Annotated in this window: 15 protein-coding genes and 2 pseudogenes; 7 read left to right on the forward strand and 10 right to left on the reverse strand. The window is 67.9% G+C overall.

Annotated features, from left to right (window positions below):
* Positions 1-329: pseudogene (locus BIV25_RS44510) on the reverse strand (transposase); the annotation flags it as partial.
* 574 nt (positions 330-903) lie between these two features.
* On the opposite strand from BIV25_RS44510, the gene BIV25_RS44520 reads away from it, so the two are divergent.
* The 3 genes and pseudogenes from BIV25_RS44520 (at position 904) to BIV25_RS44525 (ending at position 2,255) form a co-directional block, all read left to right on the forward strand.
* The gene (locus tag BIV25_RS44520; protein WP_071378308.1) at positions 904-1,407 is read left to right on the forward strand and encodes a DinB family protein; all 504 of its coding nucleotides are present in this window, start codon (positions 904-906) and stop codon (positions 1,405-1,407) included.
* 37 nt (positions 1,408-1,444) lie between these two features.
* Positions 1,445-1,543, forward strand: a pseudogene (locus tag BIV25_RS50060) (IS5/IS1182 family transposase); the annotation flags it as partial.
* Positions 1,544-1,886: 343 nt separating this feature from the next.
* The gene (locus tag BIV25_RS44525) at positions 1,887-2,255 is read left to right on the forward strand and encodes a VOC family protein (protein ID WP_071378309.1); all 369 of its coding nucleotides are present in this window, start codon (positions 1,887-1,889) and stop codon (positions 2,253-2,255) included.
* Between the two features lie 389 nt (positions 2,256-2,644).
* On the opposite strand, the gene BIV25_RS53905 is transcribed toward BIV25_RS44525, so the two are convergent.
* From BIV25_RS53905 to BIV25_RS51865, 5 genes are all read right to left on the reverse strand, one after another.
* Positions 2,645-3,100: a hypothetical protein gene (locus tag BIV25_RS53905; protein ID WP_256257195.1), complete on the reverse strand. Its 456-nt coding sequence runs from the start codon at positions 3,098-3,100 to the stop codon at positions 2,645-2,647.
* Positions 3,101-3,160: 60 nt separating this feature from the next.
* A complete protein-coding gene (locus BIV25_RS44535; protein ID WP_071378310.1) occupies positions 3,161-3,601 on the reverse strand; it encodes a hypothetical protein in 441 nt (146 codons plus the stop codon).
* A gap of 466 nt (positions 3,602-4,067) precedes the next feature.
* The gene (locus BIV25_RS44540; RefSeq protein ID WP_071378311.1) at positions 4,068-4,871 is read right to left on the reverse strand and encodes a DUF1684 domain-containing protein; all 804 of its coding nucleotides are present in this window, start codon (positions 4,869-4,871) and stop codon (positions 4,068-4,070) included.
* 157 nt (positions 4,872-5,028) lie between these two features.
* Positions 5,029-5,448, reverse strand: a complete 420-nt coding sequence (locus tag BIV25_RS44545; RefSeq protein WP_071378312.1) for a hypothetical protein — start codon at positions 5,446-5,448, stop codon at positions 5,029-5,031.
* Positions 5,449-5,472: 24 nt separating this feature from the next.
* Positions 5,473-5,883 (reverse strand): hypothetical protein, encoded by a 411-nt coding sequence (locus BIV25_RS51865; RefSeq protein WP_177235647.1) that lies wholly within the window; start codon positions 5,881-5,883, stop codon positions 5,473-5,475.
* Between BIV25_RS51865 and BIV25_RS44555 the strand changes: the two genes are divergently transcribed.
* Both BIV25_RS44555 and BIV25_RS44560 read left to right on the forward strand, forming a co-directional pair.
* A complete protein-coding gene (locus BIV25_RS44555) occupies positions 5,882-6,742 on the forward strand; it encodes a DciA family protein (RefSeq protein ID WP_071378314.1) in 861 nt (286 codons plus the stop codon). The two genes, BIV25_RS51865 and BIV25_RS44555, sit on opposite strands and share 2 nt — an antisense overlap.
* A gap of 113 nt (positions 6,743-6,855) precedes the next feature.
* A complete protein-coding gene (locus BIV25_RS44560; protein WP_256257196.1) occupies positions 6,856-8,886 on the forward strand; it encodes a hypothetical protein in 2,031 nt (676 codons plus the stop codon).
* A gap of 220 nt (positions 8,887-9,106) precedes the next feature.
* On the opposite strand, the gene BIV25_RS44565 is transcribed toward BIV25_RS44560, so the two are convergent.
* Complete coding sequence (locus tag BIV25_RS44565; protein ID WP_177235648.1) at positions 9,107-9,589, reverse strand: hypothetical protein; 483 nt, start codon at positions 9,587-9,589, stop codon at positions 9,107-9,109.
* 366 nt (positions 9,590-9,955) lie between these two features.
* On the opposite strand from BIV25_RS44565, the gene BIV25_RS44570 reads away from it, so the two are divergent.
* Positions 9,956-10,726: an MBL fold metallo-hydrolase gene (locus tag BIV25_RS44570; protein WP_071378317.1), complete on the forward strand. Its 771-nt coding sequence runs from the start codon at positions 9,956-9,958 to the stop codon at positions 10,724-10,726.
* Here BIV25_RS44570 and BIV25_RS44575 read toward each other — a convergent pair.
* From BIV25_RS44575 to BIV25_RS44585, 3 genes are all read right to left on the reverse strand, one after another.
* A complete protein-coding gene (locus BIV25_RS44575; protein ID WP_071378318.1) occupies positions 10,723-11,517 on the reverse strand; it encodes a hypothetical protein in 795 nt (264 codons plus the stop codon). The two genes, BIV25_RS44570 and BIV25_RS44575, sit on opposite strands and share 4 nt — an antisense overlap.
* A 28-nt stretch (positions 11,518-11,545) precedes the next feature.
* A protein-coding gene (locus BIV25_RS50070; RefSeq protein ID WP_371273151.1) for an IS5 family transposase occupies positions 11,546-12,477 on the reverse strand; the annotation gives its coding sequence in 2 pieces (ribosomal slippage) (positions 11,546-12,031 and positions 12,034-12,477; 930 coding nt in all).
* A 30-nt stretch (positions 12,478-12,507) separates the two neighbouring features.
* Complete coding sequence (locus tag BIV25_RS44585) at positions 12,508-12,678, reverse strand: hypothetical protein (RefSeq protein ID WP_177235649.1); 171 nt, start codon at positions 12,676-12,678, stop codon at positions 12,508-12,510.
* Between the two features lie 316 nt (positions 12,679-12,994).
* Here BIV25_RS44585 and BIV25_RS44590 point away from each other — a divergent pair, with 316 nt between their 5' ends.
* Positions 12,995-13,948 carry an Lrp/AsnC family transcriptional regulator gene (locus BIV25_RS44590; RefSeq protein ID WP_071378323.1) on the forward strand — a complete coding sequence of 318 codons (954 nt, stop codon included), beginning with the start codon at positions 12,995-12,997 and terminating at the stop codon, positions 13,946-13,948.
* Positions 13,949-14,246 lie beyond the last annotated feature (298 nt).

The following is a 14,246-nucleotide window of genomic DNA, read 5'->3' on the forward strand; positions in this document are numbered from 1 at the left end:
ATGGTCCAACGGTGGCGACCCAGGCGGGTTGAGGACTCGATGCCCTTGCGGGCGATACGGTGCGTGATGCCCCGCCCGCGTAACCATCGCCGCAGGTGGTCGTAGTCGTATCCCTTGTCGGCGTGGAGCTTTCCGGGCCTGCGTCGTCGGCGTCCGCGCCGTGAGCGGATCGGCGGTATGCCCTTCACCAGCGGGATCAGCGCCTGGCTGTCGTGCAGGTTCGCCCCCGAGATTCCGGCGGACAGGGGCAGACCGGTCCTCTCGGTGATCAAGTGGATCTTCGAGCCGTACTTGCCCCGGCCGACAGGATTCGGGCCTGTCAGGTCCCCCTTTTCGATGCCGATCCGAAAGCCATCGGCCCCAGGTCGCTGATCCTCTTCGAAGAGGTCAACGCGACGATGAAGCAGCTGGCCCGCTACTGGGAGAAGATCCGCGAGTCCGGCGACCCGAAGGTCTCCCCGGCCGTCGACGCGCTCAACGAGATCCTCTACATGGGCCGCCAGCTGCATGCACGTGCTCCTGGTCGCCCAGTCCGCGACCGCCCGCGCCCCTTCAGTCAGCCTCTTCATCCCGCGGGGTGAAGAGGCTGGTGCCGTGCCAGAGCGTCGGAAGACCGCACTCAACGCCTTCGACATCACCTTCGACGGCCGTCTCTCAGCAGCACGTCAGTAACCCCCCAGTTTCACCACTCGTTTGTCGGTCCCCTCCTGAGCGATGGCTGTCCCGATCGCTGCACATTGGTGAGGGGGAGTCATGGATTGGCTTGGTCGTGTGGTGCCACTTGCGGCACTATCCCGCTGAAGGGCTGTCCCTCTATGGCTATAGCACCTCCGGTGCCTCGTGTCCTGTCCGCTGTCCGGACTGAGGTGGCCTGGTGGACCCATCCCTTGTCGTGATCGCTGGATGAGTGATGACCAACGCATGGCACCCTCCAAGGTGGCCGACGACCGTGTGTCGCTGACCTCGTTCCTGGACTATCAGCGCGCCACCTTGGCCATGAAGTGCCGGGGGCTGACCGCTGAACAGCTGAAGGCAAAGGCGGTGCCGACTTCGGGCCTGACCCTGCTCGGCCTTGTCAGGCATGCGGCCGAGGTCGAGCGCAGTTGGTTCCGCATGGTGCTGAGTGGGGAACAGGGTGTGGCCCTGTGGCCCTCGGTCGATGGCGTCTTCGGCGAGTTCCACGTCGACGACGCCGACGTGGACGAGGCGTTCACGTTCTGGCGTGAAGCATGCGAGGGATCCCGTGCCGTCGCATGTGCCTTCAAGTCCCTTGATGACACGGTGGAGTTCCGAGGAGAGATCATCTCGCTGCGCTACGTCTTTACGCACATGATCGAGGAGTATGCACGTCACAACGGCCACGCGGACCTGCTGCGCGAGGCAATCGACGGAGCGGTCGGCGAGTAGGTCGCCGGACGAAGCGGATCGGCGCGGCACGCCGCGGCTGCCTGTGACGTCAGAGCCGACCTGGACCTGGATAATCCCGTTCACCGGTCTCAGCCCGCGTCAGTTCGGCAAGTTGGGCACCGTGCTGCGACGGGAGGCTCGCCCTGTTCCGGAATCCACAAGTCTTGACTGTTGCTCAGGCCAGCGATGCCGACGGTCGTGACCATCACGGTCAGCAGCACGGCGACGAAGTCCCGGTGCGCGGAGCCGAAGAAGCCGGCCATCAGGGACAGGGCGCTTTTGAGTGAGAACGGGTTCTGAGAAGCTCCGCCATCTTGAAGTGGCTGGTCAGCGGGGTGGCGTGTCCTCGTTTCGGGGTGCTCGTGCTGGTCGTGGGCGGCAGTCTGTGTTGTAGATCGTCCGGCGGGGTGGTCTTGCCGATGAGTTCACCGTCCTCGAACGGTCTATCCAGCGACACGACCGTTCTCGACAGGAGTGCCATGTCCACTATCCAGCCAGTGATCGTGACTGCCGACCACGACGTTCTGCTCCGCTTTTATACGAAATTGTTCGGCGCTGAGGAGATCTTCCGGGTACCGGCGGAAGGCCCGGTCTTCTATCTCGGCTTGCGCATTGGCGACACCGACCTCGGGCTGGTGGCCAAGGCGGACCCGGGAACCGGGGCGGCGTCGCGGATCCTGCTCAGCATCGGTGTCGACGACGTCGACGAAAGGCTCGGCCGGGTGGAGGCGCTGGGCGGCTCGGTCCGCAGCGGCCCCAACAACATGCCGTGGGGACAGCGCGTCGCCCACATCCAGGACCCCGACGGCAACCCGGTGAACCTCACTCAGCCGATCCCGGCCCGGTGACGCCGTTCCGGGGTGCTTGTGCTGGTCGTGGGCTGCCTGCGGTGGAGATAAATTTCCTGTAGTGGCCTCGATGTTCGTCAGTACGAGCAGCGCGCGAAATAGGTGGATGGCGCGGGCGGGGTCAGTGCGGAGCTTGGTGAGGATCCTCCAGTTCTTCAGGTGGGCAAAGCCGCGTTCGACGGGGCGCGTCCGGCGGCGAGGACCCGGTTGGCCTCCTTCTCTGCGGGGGTGAGCTTGCGGGCGCGGGTCGCTTTGAAGCCGGGTCGTCCGGTTCGTCGTCCAGGCCGAGAAATCCGAGGTCGGTCAGGGCGCCGAGGCCGGCGGTGCGCAGGTGGGCGAGGATGTGGTCGCGGCGGGCGGCGGAGATCCAGATCAGGCGGCCCTTGTCGTCAGTGAGGGCAAGGATGTGCAGGCCGTGGCGGTGGTGTTTGATGCCCCGAGTAGTTCGGTCGGTTCGCCTTGCCGGTGCGGCGCTGGGTGGGGATGAGGGTTCCGTCGATCAGGACGACCTCACCGCCCCGTTTGGCAATCTTCTTCAGGGTGCGGTCCAGCCGCGGCGCCCGGGCGGCCAGCAGGGCGATCAGCTCGTCGCGCCAGCGCCGGATGGTGGTGGCGGAGACGTCGTTGCCGCCGGCCATGTCGGCCAGGCGCTGGTCGTGCCTCAGCACGGCCAGGACGATCACCGCGATCTTCCCCGGTGGCAGCACCCGCCACCGGGACCGTATCGCCTTCAGATGCCGTCGCAGCAGGTCGGCGAGATGGTTGACGGTGTGCGTGGACAGCGGCAGTCGGCACTGGTAGACCAGTGACACGGTGTCCCCGGCATGATCGTTGGTTTTCGTCACACAATCCCAACAGCCGCCGGGGGCGCCGCAGTTACGCTGCCGGCCGCTGTGCGGTCCCGGTCACGGACGGGCGGTGAACTTCCCGTCGGGCCGTTTGTGCAGCCAGCCGCGCTCGGCCAGCTTCCTCAGCTTCCCGCGCAGCGGTTCCAGCTTGCCCCGCACCCCGGCGTCCAAGCCCAGCACCTCGCCGATCTGGCGGGTTGCGACCGGACCGGCGGCTTGCCGCACCGCGGTCAGGATGCGCTGGTACTCCGCCGGCAACGTGGACTCGGCCACCCCCCGCGCGCGGTCCGGGATCAGCCGCACCGCCCGACCCGCCACTTGAACGACCGGCGACCCGGCCTCCGCCCGCTCATCGGCGATCTGCTCGCTCATCCGTTGCAGTACCCGCTCGGCCACGGCGAGCTCGTCCCGCTCGGCCCGCACTTCCGCCAACTGCTTGGCCAGCTGTTCTTCGAGCCCATCCAGCTCCGCACGTCGCGCGGCGATCCGCTCCAGCACCTCGGGGTCCTCATGCGCCGGAGCGTAGGAGCGGCACCCGCGACGACGGGGGGAAAATCCGCAAGACCGCCCCGCCAGACGATCTACATCGCAGACTGCCGCCCACGACCAGCACGAGCGCCCCGAAACAACGTCACACCAGCCCCCTGACCAGCTACTTCAAGATGGCGCAGCTTTGGAGAACGAACGAATCCGGGTCCGGCGAAGCTTCGGTGGCCTGCTGTTGATCTTGCTCGCGCAAAGGACCATTTATGAGAATCACGGTGCGCGGCAATCGTTGGTTGGGGTGGGTGCCCCTGGTGGAGTTGCCCCGGGACCGCCTGGCCGAGGCGGTGGTGGCCCGGTGCCATAACGACCGCATCGAGCCGCCGGCGCCAGCGATCCGGCTGCCAGCGGCAGCGCCCGGAGCCCAGTTCCCGAGGATTCGGGGCTGGGCTCCAGGCCGTCCACTCCCAGTGATGGGATGTCAGTGCTGCTGGCTGTGAGGGGTCTTCTCGCCGGCCTCGACGGCGAACGGCAGCCGGTTCTCTGCGGGAGCGACAGGGCAGACGGGCATACCGCTGAACGCGCAGGGCAGGTTGAGTGCCCGGTTGAAGTCCAGCACGACGGTGCCGTCCTGATCGGGTTCGGGAACCGAGAGGGAACGGCAGGCGCCGTAGGTGGTGACACCGCTGGTCGCGTCGGTGAAGACCACGACCATGCCGTAGGGCGAACTGGTGGGCGTCAGCGTGTGCTCACGCCCGGCGTGGGTGAACGTGATGACGCCTGGCGAGGTGTAGGTGTACTTGTCGGTGCCCACCGTGTCGAAGTCGACCGGCGTCGGTGCGGCGTGGCGATCGAGTCGGCCTTTCAGGACCCAGCCGGGGTCCGGCTCGAAGGTCGGCACGCCGCGGAACTCGGTGCGCTCCGGAGCCTGCGGGTCGTAGTTCACCAGCAGGTACTGGTCCCGGTAGGTGACTCCGATCTGCAGGTCGCCGGCGATGATCCGGGTGTCGTCCGGGGCGTCGCTGAGATCGAAGCCCCGGACATCGGTGAACGACTCGCCGTCGTAGGACATCGTCTGCCCCTGCGGATCGACGTACAGCTTGGTGCCTTCCTGCCACCACTTCCCCGGCTGGCCGGGGAAGTGGTGCGGGTCCTCCTCGACCCAGTTGATGGATGCGGCGGTCAGCCAGCCGTGGGGCTGCGTCAGGAACTGCTCCCAGCCCGCGCGCCAGTCGCGCCACTCCTGGATGTACTGCGTGCTGCTGCCAGAGCTCTGCGTGGTCATGGTCTCTTCCCTTGCGGTGAATCGAACGGGATCAAGGTGCCGGTGGTCCGCAACGGCCCGCGCGTACGCACGAGCCTGCATCGGGCTTCCCAAATCGGCAATTGAGATTGCGGAAGTGGCAAGAGCGGGCCGTTCGCCGGACTGGTCGGCCGTCGTCTTACGAAGCGTCTTGCGGGCTGGTGCGCTTGGTGTTGATCAAGGCGAGCAGGACGATCAGGGCGAGGGCGAGGAGGCTGCCGCCTGCTATGAACGCGATGCGGTACCCGTGGAGGTAGGCGCCGTCCTGCACGGCGGCGGTGACGGGATGGTGGGCGGCCAGGTAGCTGCTGAACGCTGCGACGTAGAGCGTGTTGAGCAGCGCGGTTCCCAGTGCCCCGCCGACCTGCTGGGTGGCGTTGAGCACGGCGCTGGCCACGCCCGCGTCGTGCGGTGCGACGCCGTGCAGCGCGACGGTGGAGATCGGGACGAAGACCATGCCCAAGCCGATGCTCATCACGATCTCAGCAGGCAGGACCCCGCCGAGCCAGGTCGAGCCCGGGTGCAGCGCCGCGAGCATGAACAGGCCAGCGGCGCCCATGGCGGTTCCGGTGACCAGCAGCGGCTAGCCGGGGCGTGGGCCCGCGAGGCCGAGTGGGAGCAGGTCCGCGCCCGGAAGGCGGCGGCGAAGGCCCGCGCCGAAGCCGCGGCCGCGCAGGTACCCGCCGTGGAGGCCGCGCCTGTCGCACCGGTCGTGCCGGTCGTGGTGCCCGCGCCGCGTCCGGTCACCGCGCCCGTCCCGGCCGTCGACGATGCTGACCAGGAGCAGGAGCTCGTCCTCGCGGACCTGACCCGCGACCAGGTCCGCGACTGGCGGGTGCGCGCGATGAAGGACCCGCAGCTGGTGTTCGACCACATTGACCGGTACGGCGAACCGTCGGCCAGGAGGCTGTTCACCGGGCGGCTGGTGGACCAGGTGCAGCAGGTGGCCGACCTCGGGCACCTGAACCTCGGCTACATCCCGTGGGGCAGGCATGAGCGGCAGCGAGACATCCGGCGTGGACCTGGCCCGGGTCGCACTGCGGGCGGCGCTGGAGCAGGCCCGCCAGAACGGCGGCGGGCAGAAGGCGAAGTCGAAGCCGCGGCCCGTCCGTGCGGTGCGCCGGAACGGGCGCGAGCCGATGGGCCTGGGGACCGCGATCTGCGCGCTGGTGGCCGAGCGGGCCTGGGAGCTCCCGGCCGCCGGCGCCTCGCTGCGCGAGCGGGGGTCGGCCATCGCCCCGGAGCTGGCCGGACACGTCGCCGCGATCGGCTACGACGCCGACACCGGACAGTTCACCGTGTGCCCGGAGTCGGCGGCCTGGGCGACGAAGACCCGGCTGGAGCAGACCCGCGTCATCGCGGCCGCCAACACGTCGGCCGGCCGCACCGTCGTCCGCGCCCTGCGGATCCTCGCCGCCGGCACGGTGTCGATGCCCGAGCCGACCGAGTCCGATCCGGTGCCCGCGGCTGTGCCCGCCGGGCCGGTGCGCACCCGGGAGACCGCCTCGGACGGCTACCGCCGCGCGCTCACGGCGCGCCAGGAGGCAGCACCGCCGCACCGGGTAGACCCGGCTATCGCGGAGGCGGTGGAGCGGCAGACCGCCGCGATGCGGGAGCTGTCCCGCCGCGCGTTCCCTGAGCCCGACGTTGTTCCGGGCGATGCGCTGGCTCTGATCGAGCAGACCCGCGCCCAGCGTCGCCGTGAAGCCGCCGCAACCCACGCCCAGGCGGTGTTCCGGGCCCGGGCCGAGCGTGCTGCCCGGCAGGGGCAAGCCGCAGACGGCGCGATCAGCGGACGCATCGCAGCTGGGGCGTACGGCATGAGCAGAGCCGAAAGGCGATCTAGCTGCTGAACTCCACTGATGACACGCTGAGTTGGCAGGACGGGATGGGGGAGTTTGTGCAGGCTGACAAACGACGGATCCAGACGGCGGTACTGGGCAGCGCGGACTCGGAAGAGCCGCTGATGCTGCCGATGGAGGCAATCGAGCTGGACGCCTTCCGTCACCGCTACGAGAGCGACACCTTCTGGTGCGGGACCCTGCTCGGCGGCTGCGGCGGCCAGCTGACCACGAAGCTTTACACGGATCGGGTCTGTCACTTCGCCCATCACGCAGATCCGGACGGACTGCCGCACGTGTGCGGCCGTGCCCGCGGCGTGAACAGTGCGGACCACCTGTACGTGAAGGCGGCGGCCGCGGCCTGGCTCACCGACCGCGGAGAACATGCCACCTTCGAGTACACCCGCCCCAATGGGGTACCGCTCGGCTCCGTCGTCGACGTCCGCTGGCAACACGGTGCCCTTCGAGTGCACCTGGACCAGGCGGTGGCACCCGTGTGGGACGACGGTGTGGAGCCGGTCCTCGGAACGACGGTGCCGGTCGACCGCGACACACTGATCCGCCGCTGGTACGTACATCGGATCCGCCTGGACAGCGTGGGCACCGCGCGCCACGTGAGGATCGGGACCGAGGCGTTCGCCAGGCCGATCGAATGGTTCGCACTGGACGAGTGCGAGTTGACGGAGCGCGGGTTGTCGACGCCGGCGGTCGAGAAGATCGTTCAGGCCCGTAGCGCGCCGTGTCCATCGTTGTGGTCGCCCGGTAAGACGAGGAAGGTGCCGGAGCCGACGGCGCGCGGCCAAGCGCTGCTGCGTCGGCTTGTGTATGCGCGGCGGATCGAGTCCGTGCCTTTGGTGAAGCAGGTGTGCGGGGAGATCGAGGATCTGGCCGGTGTGGAGGGGGAGTTCCGGGAGCAGCTTGAGGCTGCGGTTCGTCACGCGGGGATTTGGCTGGTCGAGCAGGACGTGGAGCGCCGCAAGCTGTTCGACAATTTGAAGAGGGCGGTGGCTGAGCAGAGGCCTGGGCGGGTGCGCAGGCTTCTGATTCGCGTCAACGCGACGGCAGCGGGGGACCGCACGGACGTCGAGTCCGCCGTCTACGAGCGGGCAGTCAAGTACTTCGAGAGCCTGGACGACCTCACGCGGGACGCGGTCGAAGCGGAGGCTGACACTGAAAGGGAAGCACGAAGGGCTGCAGCTCGCGTCCGCAGCGCCCTGAATCGTCTTCGCGGGTGCGACGCGTACACGTCCGGTCTGCGCCCTCTGGTGGAGGAGCTCCTGCGGTCCGCGGCGTCGGCCGGAGAGCTGCTGAAGGGTGGTGAAGCGCGGCGTGTGGAGGTCTGGAGGAAGCGGGTGGCGCTGGGGCCGCAGGAGCAGCTGCACGTGGCGCGGCGGTACTGGATCCAGCGGAGCTGTCCGCGCTGCAACGCGGAGCAAGGCAAGGACTGTGTGCTGGTCGAGGGGCCCAGCAGTGGGAAGCCGCGCAAGGATGGCCACGTGGAGCGGCTGCAGCTGATCGTGGACGAGCGGAAAGCCGCGCAAAAGACGGCCCGGCAGCAAAAGGAGGCTGGGCATCAGGTCGGGGCCCCTGCCGGGCCGATGCAACCGGCCCCGGAGGCGTGCGAGCGTGGGGTCAGCCCCGCACATCCCCTCCAGGAGCGGAGGCCGAAGGTCGGTTGGGAGGGCCAGGCGCAGAAGGCGGGGAAGAAGACTGCGGCCCGGCTGCACCACCGGGTGCCACGCGGCGACTGGTACCGAGCGGTGTGCCCGCGATGCCACGCCGGACCTGGCAACCTGTGCGACAACGACGATCGCGTCGGCCCCAGCGAGAAGCGTCAGCTTCCCCACGACGAACGCCTGCGCCGCGTCCTGGAGAGCGACGACCGCATTGGCCCACGCGAGAAACAGACGGGCGCCCGCGACAAACGCCAGCACCAGGCCCCGCAGCCTGCCCCGGCAAAAGCCCGGCCTCCTCGGCCGCGCAGGGCAGAGCGGGAACCGCAGGAGACAGCGGGCTCGGCGGCGCGGACCTGGCATGCGACGGAGGTCACCTGCCCGAAGTGCCAGGCCGGCCCGAACTCCCCGTGCACGCCTCATGGCCCGCACCACGAGCGGGTGGAGTGGGCGAAGAAGTTCACCCGCAAGCTGTGGGGCTGAGGTACCCGGCACTGCGCCGCCGGGCCAACGTGGCGCTGTGTCGCTGGGCTGGTGTCAGGACGGACAGGACAGCGCCGTCAGCAGGACGACGCCGGTCACGAGGATGATCGCGGTCAGTGGCGGCCGACGGGTGCGGCCCGGTTCGGCACCGACCGCGGTCAGCGCGACGGTGAATGTGTCTAGGCCGGGCAGAAGCGCCAGGGCCGACTGTCCTGGGGAATTACAAGTGAGTGGTGCAGGTCGTGTCGCTGCTGCCGGAGATCCCGCCGGTTGAGTACTGATGCGCTGCAGTCGCGATCGTCGTCACGCAGTAGTTGTTGTCGATGTTGATCACGGCGGCTGCCTGGAACGACTTGGGGTAGGGATAGGCGGTGTTCCAGGGGTCGTGGTCGATGGAGATGAGTCCGGACGTGCTGGTTCCCGTGTAGCCGGCCGGGACGTTGAAGTTGACCTTGCCGACTGCGGTGTTGAACGGGTCGTTGATGTAGATGGTGCCGCTGGCGGGATCCGGGGAGCCGTTCCAGCGGATCTCGGCGTACGTCTGGCGACAGGTGCCGCCGAAGTAGCCGAGGTACAGATTCCCGATGGTTGTATCGCTGTGCTGCCCAAAGCCGGTGTTCACCCGCAGGACGATGTTGCTGCCGTTGAGCCCGATCGGGGTCGGACAGGAGTCGGCGCTGGCGGCCGCGGTGGGAATGGTCACGAGAGCTGCGGTGAGACCGACTGCGGCGAGAGCGGCGTGCACACGAGCACGTACGGACATGTGAAGGAATCCCCCTGTGAGTCTGATTGGACCGGACTGGGCGGCCCGTTAGGGATGTTGACAGATCCACGACAGGTGAAGACAGGATTCCGGCCTGTGTTGGAGTGATCTTTGCCCGGCTGCACCTCAGCGCAGTCCAGGGAGCCGTCAGACCAGCTTCAAGCGCCGCTGTCGGCACCTTTGACGGACCGGATTTGCCCTCATTCCCTCGTCCAGATGCATCCCAGCCGCGTCGTGGTGAGCAGGCACGGTTCGGTGGACGAGTAATCGTCAAGACTTGTCGATCGTGTGTTCTAAGATCTTGGGATGAGTGACGAGCTTCTTCGCCTCACGGTCCTGGGCTGCGCAACGCCCTACCCGAGCGTGCACAATCCTTGTTCCGGCTATTTGGTGTCGAGTGGGGACACCCGTATCTGGGTGGACGCGGGCAGCGGGACGCTCGGCCCACTCCAGCAGCATGTGCGGCTGGACGAGCTCGATGCGATCTGGATCTCGCATTTGCACGCCGATCACAGCGCGGACCTGCTCACCGCGTACTACGGAGCCCTGTACGCGGACATCCACCTCGCAGAGCCTATCCCTCTCTACGGTCCGCCTGGAATCGCCGACCGGCTGGCTGGCTTTCTCACCAACCCTCCAGCCCGCAGCCCGATTGAATCCGCCTTCGCCGTTGCCGAGTTGCACGACGGGCACCAGGCGGCCATTGGCTCGCTCCGGCTGACCAGCCGTGCGGTGTCGCACGGCATTCCGGCTTTCGCCGTGCGTATCGAGGCGGCAGGCAGATCACTGGTGTACTCCGGGGACACGGCACCGTGCCCGAGCCTCACGGAGCTGGCCGAGGGATGCGACGTGCTGTTGTGCGAAGCCGAGAGCGCACAGGCACCGGTCGAGGGCGAACAGGTGCACCACACGCCCGAGGACACGGGTGACACAGCCAGCACGGCCGGGGCGGGCCGACTCATCGTCACGCACGTCGGCCGCTTCCTCACGCCGCAGCAAGCGGTGGCGCGTGCCTCGGCGCGGTTCGGAGGTTTCGTCGACTACGCCGCCCCCGGCGCCACCTTCTCGATCGGCTAGGACTTGTCCGCCCGATCATGTTCGGAGCCAGATGACCAGGGCGGTGAAGACGGAGCCGCGCCTGCCGTCACACAGTCCGCCACAGCTTGCGCCGCCTGGGCAATGAACGGTGCCGGTAGTTCATCCGACGTCCACGGTGACCAGTCCTCCCACTTCTGTCCGGCGATCTCTTCCACCCGGTCGGCAGCCTGGGACGGCCTCACCCCGGGAAGTTGCAGCGCAGCCGTCGTCCAGCCGATCAGCTCGTGCACCTCCACGTACTCGTACCACTCGGCGTCGTCCCAGCCGAGTCTGTCGGCGTGACGGGCCCACGCCCACCGCAGGGCCTCAGCAGTGGCATCGGCAGCTCGCTGCCGGGGAGTCCCCGTCGTCGTTCGGGCGGCGTGCTCGGCGTGTTCGACCAGTTCCAGCGTCCCCCAGAAAGGGAACCTGGCGAAGAAGTCGAGGTTCTGGGCGATGGTGTGACGTAAGGCCTTGCCTCGGCCGTGGCTCTTGGAGGCATCCAGCCACGCCCCCAGCGAGGAAGGCCATCCCCAGTTGTTCGGGGGGTAGAGGGCAGCCGGGCGGATCACAGCGTCGAACCAGCCCTGGACGTACGCGTCAGAGGCAGCGACGATCGCGTGGACGTCAGCGTCAGTAGCCGGCTTCTCCGGGTCTATGTGGCCCCACAGCACCACAAGCGAGCGTTCCACGGCGGTCCGCATGGCAAGGTGAAGATCGTCCCGCTGGGAAGGCTGCGCCCACGGCAGAAGGGCGGGATAGCAGACAGTGAAAGGATCTTGGTCGAACACGGGTAAAGCCTAGGACTTGTTCGAGTGGTCATGTTCGGAGCCAGATGACAAGAGCGGCTGCGGTGACGGTGCCGAGGAAAACGTAGCCGCGCTTGTCATAGCGAGTGGCGACCGCCCGGGACTGCTTCAAGCGGTTGATCGCACGCTCGACGGTGTTGCGTTTCTTATAGCGGTCCTCGTCGAAGCCGGGTGGCCGGCCGCCACGTGAGCCTTTGCGCAGGCGGACAGCCTGGCTGTCGCTCTTCTCCGGGATCGTGTGCCGGATACCCCGCCGCCGCAGGTACTGGCGGCAAGGCCCGTTGCTGTATGCCTTGTCGGCGGCCAGACTGCCGGGCTTCTTACGCGGCCTTCCGGGACCGGTCCTGGGGACGCGGATCTTGTCCAGGACCCGCTTGAACTGGGTGCAGTCTGCCCGCTGCCCGCCCGTGACGACCAGCGACAGGGGGCGGCAGCGGCCGTCCGCGCTCAGGTGCAGCTTGCTGGTGAACCCGCCTCGCGAGCGACCCAGGCCCTCACCTCCAGCACCACCTCCACCAACCGGGCGGGCAGGCTCTGCCCCGCCGTTTCGCCCTGGTGTTCTACTGCCTGGGCCCCCTTGGATGCGGGCACAGGCGGCGGGGCCGTACGAGCACCGGCCGCGTGCTGGTGAGCCTGCACGATGGTGGAGTCCACCGAGACATCCCAGTCGATCTCGCCCGCGGCGTCGGCTGCGGCTTGGACCTGCTGGAGCAGACGTTCCCAAGTCCCATCGGCCGACCACAGTCGGTGGCGTTCATACACGGTCTTCCACGGCCCGAACCGCTCGGGCAGGTCACGCCACTGCACCCCGGTCCGCACCCGGTGCAGAATCCCGTCGATCACCTGCCGGTGATCCCGCCACCGACCACAACGACCATTACTGACCGGCAGGAACGGCCGCAGTCGTTCCCACTCGGCATCTGTCAGATCACCACGCCCCATGCTCATGGCAACGGCCCTAGTGTGGAACAGTCACATGATCGGGCGGACAAGTCCTAAGTTCCGGGCCACCTCCACGATCGGCGGCACATGCGGGCCGGCGCACGCCAAGACGATCCGCGCCCGCAGAGCGAGCGCCTGGGCCGTCTTCGCCCGGCGTGTCCACCGCACCAGCACCACACGCTCGTCCTCGGCCAAAAGCAACGGCTCCACCTTCGGACCCCGACGAGGGACTGACGCACCAGCAGCAGAAGTCACACAACATCTAACGAACCACTACTGGCGCAGGACACTAGTAGTGCTTCGTTAGGTTCTGGCTCTGGTACTGCTTGCGGTGAGGGGGCGGCCGCAGGTGGTACAGGTGCCGGTCCAGCACCTCAACAGGTCCTGAAGAACGTCGAGGACCTGGTAGACGGTCAGGCCGGCGTGTCAAGTACCCCAGGGCCGTGTGGGACGAGGAGGGGCAGTGCTGGATCTCGGACGCCGAGATAGCCGGGACCACCTACACGGCCTTCACCTCCTGGATGACGTCGGTCAGAGACTGGTGCATGCCCTGCAGATCGACGGCCGGGCCCCGCTCCGCCTCATCGGTGAAGTCCTCGGAATCTCCGAGAACACCGTTGCCCGCCGATACCGCCGCCTGCGCACCGCCGGCATTCTCCGTGTGGTCGGGGCCCTCAACGGCGCTCGCCTCGGCTACAACGCCTGGACCATCCGGCTGCAGTGCACCCCGGACGCAGCAATCGACATCGCCAAAGCCCTCGCCGCCCGCCCCGACACCTCCTACGTCTACCTGCTCTCCGGCGGCACCGAGATCTCGTGCAGCGTCCAAACACCCACCGCCGACGAGAGCGAAGCACTGCTACTGCACAAACTCCCCAGAACCAGCCGCATCACCTCCGTCTCCGCCCACCTGCTGCTCGGCAACTACGCCCTGCCCAACAACTGGGCCGGCCCTGCCCGCCTCACCTCAGAACAGAGCGCGCTGCTCACCCCGCCGCCCACAGACGACAGCGACATCTCCCTGGGGCCTGCGGACCGCCCGCTCTTCGACCTCCTGTCACAGGACGGACGGGTGAGCCACACCGAACTCGCCGCCGCAACCGGATGGTCCGAATCGACCGTGCGACGACGGCTCACCACCCTGCGTCAAGCCGGCATGCTGATCTTCCTCGTTGACATCCCGCCAGCGGTACTCGGCTTCGGCACCGAAGCCCGCCTGTGGATGTCCGTGCGACCCTCGCGGCTCACCGCCGTGGCCTCCGCCATGGCCCAGCATCCGGAAGTGTCACTCGTAGCGCAGACCACGGGGCCGACCAATCTGCTCGCAGCCGTCAACTGGCGCAGCTCCCTCGACCTTGCGCGGTACCTGACCGAGCGGATCGCCTCGTTGGACGCGATCCACACGATGGAGACGGCCCCCGTCATCCGCACGGTGAAGCGAGCCGGAGCCCTGCTTCCGCTCGAACGCTGAACCGCGAACAGCTCGCGAGGAGTCTGGCCAGCCAGACTGGCCAACGCCGAGGGCCTTGCCCACGAGACCGCTCAGCACCGAGATGCGTTCTCAAAAGTGAGCAATTGTGGCAACCAACAAGCTGGGTGCCGCACCTCGCTGCCCCCGACATCTGACCAGACACCACCACGTACAACACCGGGCCCGAAGTCAACCCCCGAAGGACTTACGGCGCCGACCACTTAGGGCTCGTAAAGAATCAACGCGTTGCTTCACGGTCTCTGCGTCGGTGTGGTATGCGCATACCGAGCGAGGTTCG

The sequence above is a fragment of the Streptomyces sp. MUSC 14 genome (assembly GCF_001866675.1).
Classification (GTDB): Bacteria; Actinomycetota; Actinomycetes; order Streptomycetales; family Streptomycetaceae; genus Streptomyces.

Bases quoted from the DNA above. Each gene is read 5' to 3' on its own strand.
- BIV25_RS44520 (WP_071378308.1), top strand. From the start codon at position 904: ATGAGTGATGACCAACGCATGGCACCCTCCAAGGTGGCCGACGACCGT.
- BIV25_RS44525 (WP_071378309.1), top strand. From the start codon at position 1,887: ATGTCCACTATCCAGCCAGTGATCGTGACTGCCGACCACGACGTTCTG.
- BIV25_RS44540 (WP_071378311.1), bottom strand. From the start codon at position 4,871: ATGACCACGCAGAGCTCTGGCAGCAGCACGCAGTACATCCAGGAGTGG.
- BIV25_RS44545 (WP_071378312.1), bottom strand. From the start codon at position 5,448: ATGGGCGCCGCTGGCCTGTTCATGCTCGCGGCGCTGCACCCGGGCTCG.
- BIV25_RS44555 (WP_071378314.1), top strand. From the start codon at position 5,882: ATGAGCGGCAGCGAGACATCCGGCGTGGACCTGGCCCGGGTCGCACTG.
- BIV25_RS51865 (WP_177235647.1), bottom strand. From the start codon at position 5,883: ATGCCTGCCCCACGGGATGTAGCCGAGGTTCAGGTGCCCGAGGTCGGC.
- BIV25_RS44560 (WP_256257196.1), top strand. From the start codon at position 6,856: ATGCTGCCGATGGAGGCAATCGAGCTGGACGCCTTCCGTCACCGCTAC.
- BIV25_RS44570 (WP_071378317.1), top strand. From the start codon at position 9,956: ATGAGTGACGAGCTTCTTCGCCTCACGGTCCTGGGCTGCGCAACGCCC.